Here is a 4,092-nt window from a genome sequence, read left to right as displayed (position 1 = left end):
TGCCAATATAGTAAAGGTCATACAAGCATCCAATAATCAATGCAGTAATTATCAAATAGTTTTTAGGTAAATACCTAGCAGCACATAAAAAAGCAATCAACAGCAAATGTGCACTCGCTATATAATTATCTTGCGTCCATCGTTCAAGAAGACGGGTCAACTGTCCATCTAACAACATCATCAAGAAAAAAAATGCTCCAGCAAAGTACTTCAAATACGTATTTTTTTTCATTCTTATTTGTCACCCGCCAAACGTTTGATAATAGTAACTGCTTGAATATCATACATTTGTGCATAAGGTTTTACATAAACTTTTGTATCTAAGCCGAATTCATCTTTGGAAGTACGAATGACTGTACCAATAGCAAGATCAGCTGGAGAATTGCCTCCTAACCCAGAGGTTTGTACAACATCTCCTTCTTTCAATTTCGTACTACCAGTCAATTGACTGATAACCAAAGATTTTTCCTTTTGATCATAACCACTTAGGATGCCAAAAGTTTCACCATCTTTTCCGCTGATTCGAACAGGAAAATGATTTGAATTTTGATTTTCAGAAGTCAGCAGTTCGATTTTTGAAGACGCCGCATTCACTTCAATAACACGCCCTATCAAACCCTTTTGAGACATTACCGCCATATTGACTTCGACACCATCTTTTGTACCCCGATCCACAACAAGCATATCTTGCCATGTATCTGGCGAACGATTAATAACATTGGCAGTAATTTTTTCATAATTAGTCAAAGTTTCGTTCAACGCCAATTCTTCTTTTAATGACTCGATCTCCCGCTTGTAATTTTCATTTGACCGAGCAATTTCATCATAACTGTCAATTTTTTCTTTTAACCGTTCGTTTTCTTCATACGTTACAAAAAGTTTCTTTACAGAATTTGCACCGTTTTCGATCCAACGTATTGGAGCTGTAATCACTTTATCTACGATGCCAATCGTATCATTAACTGCCGATTGGGCGAAACTGGATGAATTCCCAACTGCTCTTCTAGCAATCGTCACACTCAACACAGAAACAACTAAAATCACAATAATTAATGTGATTATAATATTTTTATTAGGATTAAACTTTTTCACAAAGACACCTCAATGAGTTCCAAACTGATAGCCTTAATTTTACCACTAAAATGACGTAAACAAAAGTTAAGTTGCGCGTCTTAATGCTTTTTTTGTAATTAGCTTTCTGAAACTTTCGAAAATAAAAAAAGAGACCTAAATGTCTCTTAATCCTTACTTTGAATAACAGCAATAATTCCCTTTTCAAACGCAAAAGACGCTTCATTTGATATAAACTCATTACTAGCAAATGAGGTAGGGTACTCAACCTTTACATTTTTCAATAGATACTTACTTTCCATTAATGAAAGATTCTCAATGGGAGTCAGACAACAATATGCTAGATATTTCATTTCTTTTTCTTTCCTTATTGAATATTTTCCTGGTAAAAAGAAACGAATGCTATTCTGATTATCTAATATGCTAATATTATGGGCAAAAGGCTGAAAGCGTTCTTCTAATACAATCCATAAATTCGCTAAGAAATGATCGATCCTTCCGCCTGTTGCGCCAATGATATCAATCTCTGCATTAGGATAGTTCTCAATCGCCATCATTAAAGCAAGTTGTGTATCCGTATCGTCTTTTTCTGCAGGAGCTTGGAAAAAATTTTTTGCATTCTTTCTTACCAGCGCTCTTTCTTCTGAGGTAAGAGAATCAAAATCACCAATCGCAAAATCCAAAGGTAAATTCTCTTCTAGTAGATGAAACGATCCACGATCAATGCCCATATATTTATCATACTTCTTTAAAATCGGCCATGTTTGCTTTTTGCCACCTGCGACTAAAAGAATATTCATTTATTGCAACGCTTCTTTCAAAGCTGCGATCTGATCCGCAGGTCTGTCGGCATCATAGATATAGCTCCCAGCAACAAACACGTTGGCACCAGCTTCTAAACAAATTCGAGCAGTTTTTGGAACGATTCCTCCATCTACTTCGATATCATAGTGATACCCATTTTTCTCTTTCAATTGTGCTAGTTCCTTAATTTTAGCGACTGTTTCTTCAATGAAGGATTGTCCACCAAATCCAGGATTCACAGTCATAACTAAAACTTGATCACACATAGATAATACATGCTGAATAGCAGATACCGGCGTGCCTGGATTAATCACGATCTCTGCCTTTACATTTTCATTCAAAATCATTTGAATTGCTCGATGAATGTGGGGAGTAGCTTCAGCGTGAACCCCGATAATATCGGCACCAGCTTCAGCAAACGCATGAATATAATTCTCTGGCTGAGTAATCATCAAATGAACATCTAATGGTAATTTTGTTATTGGACGAATAGCCTTGACAACATTTGGTCCTAAAGTAATATTTGGAACAAATTGTCCATCCATAACATCCACATGAATGTAATCTGCGCCATTTTTTTCAACAAGTTCAATATCCCGTTGCAGGTTCGCAAAATCCGCACTTAAAATTGATGGTGCTAGTTTAATCATATCATTTCCCTCACTTATTTTTCTTTTTATAAATTGGACGACGATTTTCAATCTCCTCTAAAAATTGGACATAGTTTTTATAACGGGTAAGAGCAACTGTTTGTTGTTCAACGGCTTCTTTTACCGCACAATCTGGCTCGTTTATATGCATACATTCGCGAAAACGGCATTGATGCGACAACGCTAAAAATTCTGGAAATTGTTTTGGCAATTGTCCGCTATCAATTTCTAAAAAGTCAATTGAACTAAATCCTGGGGTATCAGCCACTAAACCGTCATATACCGATAACAACTCTACATGTCGTGTTGTATGTTTCCCTCGGCCTAATGACTCAGAAATTTCAGCTGTTTCCAAATCTAGCTCTGGAACTATTCGATTAAGCAATGTAGATTTTCCTGCACCCGATTGACCCATAAAAACTGTCAGACACTCTGGAAAGATTCTTTGTAATTCTAGAAGATCGCTATTATTTGCTTTTGAAACAATGACTTGATAACCAATTTGTTGATACAAAGCTGTGATTTTTTTAACTTCGCTTTGATCACTGACTAAATCAGTTTTACTCAAAAAAATGATTGGCTCGATTTCTTTATACTCTAGTGTAACTAAAAAACGATCCAATAAATTAAATGAGAAATTAGGTTGAACCAAGCTTGTTACCACTACGCCTTGATCCACATTGGCTACTGGTGGTCGTACTAATTCATTTTTTCTCGGCATTATTTCCAACAAGTATCCATCCGTTGGATTACTACTTTCAAAAATAACATTGTCCCCAACAAGAGGTGTTATTTTTCTGTTTCTGAAGTTACCTCTTGCTCGAGTTTGAAAGATAGTTTCTTCAGACTCTACATAATAGAATCCACTAAGAGCTTTGATTATTTGTCCTTTCAAAAATTCTCCTCCTCATTTCCTTTTATTGTAACATATTTATAACTCATGTATAAATTTCACACCAATAAAAAAAGCCTGAAGAGGAATCTTCAGACAAAAAAATCGGGAAGACAGGATTCGAACCTGCGACCCCTTGGTCCCAAACCAAGTGCTCTACCAAGCTGAGCTACTTCCCGATAATAGATATAAAAAATAAAAAGACTACGCGCCCAAGAGGAGTCGAACCCCTAACCTTTTGATCCGTAGTCAAACACTCTATCCAATTGAGCTATGGGCGCATATTAAGAAATGCCGAGGACCGGAATCGAACCGGTACGGTGATCACTCACCGCAGGATTTTAAGTCCTGTGCGTCTGCCAGTTCCGCCACCCCGGCTGATTACGATGGCAAAAGCGGAAAACGGGGTTCGAACCCGCGACCCCCACCTTGGCAAGGTGGTGCTCTACCACTGAGCTATTTCCGCGTATTCCTGATGCCGGCTAAAGGACTTGAACCCTCGACCCTCTGATTACAAATCAGATGCTCTACCAACTGAGCTAAGCCGGCAATTAAGTGCGGGTGAAGGGACTTGAACCCCCACGCCCGAAGGCGCTAGATCCTAAATCTAGTGCGTCTGCCAATTCCGCCACACCCGCATAGGTTATTACTATGAGCCGTACAGGGCTCGAACCT

At 38.0% G+C, this 4,092-nt stretch carries 5 protein-coding genes and 6 tRNA genes; all 11 read right to left on the bottom strand.

The genetic code is table 11. The features are described 5' to 3' along the window. On the bottom strand, positions 1-232 hold a 232-nt coding region (mreD, locus tag Q0A12_RS07765), incomplete at its 3' end, for a rod shape-determining protein MreD (RefSeq protein ID WP_291292083.1). Positions 233-234: 2 nt separating this feature from the next. After that, positions 235-1,092: a rod shape-determining protein MreC gene (gene mreC / locus Q0A12_RS07760; protein ID WP_291292082.1), complete on the bottom strand. Its 858-nt coding sequence runs from the start codon at positions 1,090-1,092 to the stop codon at positions 235-237. A 146-nt stretch (positions 1,093-1,238) separates the two neighbouring features. Next, on the bottom strand, positions 1,239-1,871 hold the full coding sequence (locus Q0A12_RS07755; RefSeq protein WP_291292081.1) for a thiamine diphosphokinase: 633 nt from the start codon (positions 1,869-1,871) through the stop codon (positions 1,239-1,241). Beyond that, on the bottom strand, positions 1,872-2,525 hold the full coding sequence (gene rpe / locus Q0A12_RS07750) for a ribulose-phosphate 3-epimerase (protein WP_291292080.1): 654 nt from the start codon (positions 2,523-2,525) through the stop codon (positions 1,872-1,874). A gap of 10 nt (positions 2,526-2,535) precedes the next feature. Beyond that, positions 2,536-3,420, bottom strand: a complete 885-nt coding sequence (gene rsgA / locus Q0A12_RS07745) for a ribosome small subunit-dependent GTPase A (RefSeq protein ID WP_291292079.1) — start codon at positions 3,418-3,420, stop codon at positions 2,536-2,538. A gap of 102 nt (positions 3,421-3,522) precedes the next feature. Next, positions 3,523-3,596 (bottom strand) — tRNA-Pro (locus Q0A12_RS07740). A gap of 28 nt (positions 3,597-3,624) precedes the next feature. Further along, positions 3,625-3,698: transfer RNA gene (locus Q0A12_RS07735), tRNA-Arg, on the bottom strand. A gap of 11 nt (positions 3,699-3,709) precedes the next feature. Then, a tRNA-Leu gene (locus Q0A12_RS07730) sits at positions 3,710-3,795 on the bottom strand. A gap of 16 nt (positions 3,796-3,811) precedes the next feature. Further along, positions 3,812-3,883, bottom strand: a tRNA-Gly gene (locus Q0A12_RS07725). A gap of 10 nt (positions 3,884-3,893) precedes the next feature. After that, positions 3,894-3,966 (bottom strand) — tRNA-Thr (locus Q0A12_RS07720). Positions 3,967-3,973: 7 nt separating this feature from the next. Continuing rightward, positions 3,974-4,055, bottom strand: a tRNA-Leu gene (locus Q0A12_RS07715). Positions 4,056-4,092 lie beyond the last annotated feature (37 nt).

Origin of the sequence: Enterococcus sp. (genome assembly GCF_022711995.1) — a bacterium.
Classification (GTDB): Bacteria; Bacillota; Bacilli; order Lactobacillales; family Enterococcaceae; genus Enterococcus_D.
This window is presented reverse-complemented; position numbering and strand designations above follow the sequence as displayed.